Origin of the sequence: Halalkalibacterium halodurans, from assembly GCF_004376175.1 — a bacterium.
GTDB lineage: Bacteria > Bacillota > Bacilli > Bacillales > Bacillaceae_D > Halalkalibacterium > Halalkalibacterium halodurans.
Genome location: NZ_SNUY01000174.1, coordinates 1 through 612 on the forward strand (window position 1 = coordinate 1; position 612 = coordinate 612).

Consider the following 612-nt stretch of genomic DNA (forward strand, 5'->3'; position numbering starts at 1 on the left):
TTAATATAATTTCAAAAAAAATGTAAACTCACTCTCCGCTCTTAGCCTAATTTAATTTTTTTCTACGCTAGTTCTTCTGTAAAAATCGCTATCAACCAAGCAGAAATTAATTTTGTCCGGACGCTCTAAATAAAAAAACATAGATTAGGTTTGTTACCTATTACGGGTAGTACTGCTTTTCATAATATATAAAAAAACAAAATAAATGAGGTGATTTTACGATGAGCTTTCCTAATATTCCTAACGTTACACCCACGATTGACATCACTAGAGAAAATGTCATTAACCTATTATTAGCATCAGTAGCATTTGAAGAACTTGGGCTAGCACACATTATTAACGCTGAAGCAGAAAAGGTTCAAGCAGTTGTTGGAACGTTACCTAACAACGACTTAGCTGCCACAAACATTTCCCAGCTTGTGAATGTAAATGAGAGTGTCAATCGCACTTTGAAAACCGTTCTAAAAACTCAAATGCTTCTTCAATTTAAGAGCTTGTTCAAAAAGCCATAAAATCCGAAAAAAAATAAAAATGCACCTTAGCGAAAAATGGTAAAATGGAAGTAACGAATCAACCAAAAATACCAATTTGCGAGGTGCATTTTCATGGATA

General features: G+C 33.3%; 1 protein-coding gene. It reads left to right on the forward strand.

Translation table 11 applies throughout. The features are described from left to right. Nucleotides 1-221 precede the first annotated feature (221 nt). The gene (locus tag E2L07_RS20665; protein WP_134230544.1) at nucleotides 222-512 is read left to right on the forward strand and encodes an alpha-helical endospore appendage domain-containing protein; all 291 of its coding nucleotides are present in this window, start codon (nucleotides 222-224) and stop codon (nucleotides 510-512) included. Nucleotides 513-612: the final 100 nt, after the last annotated feature.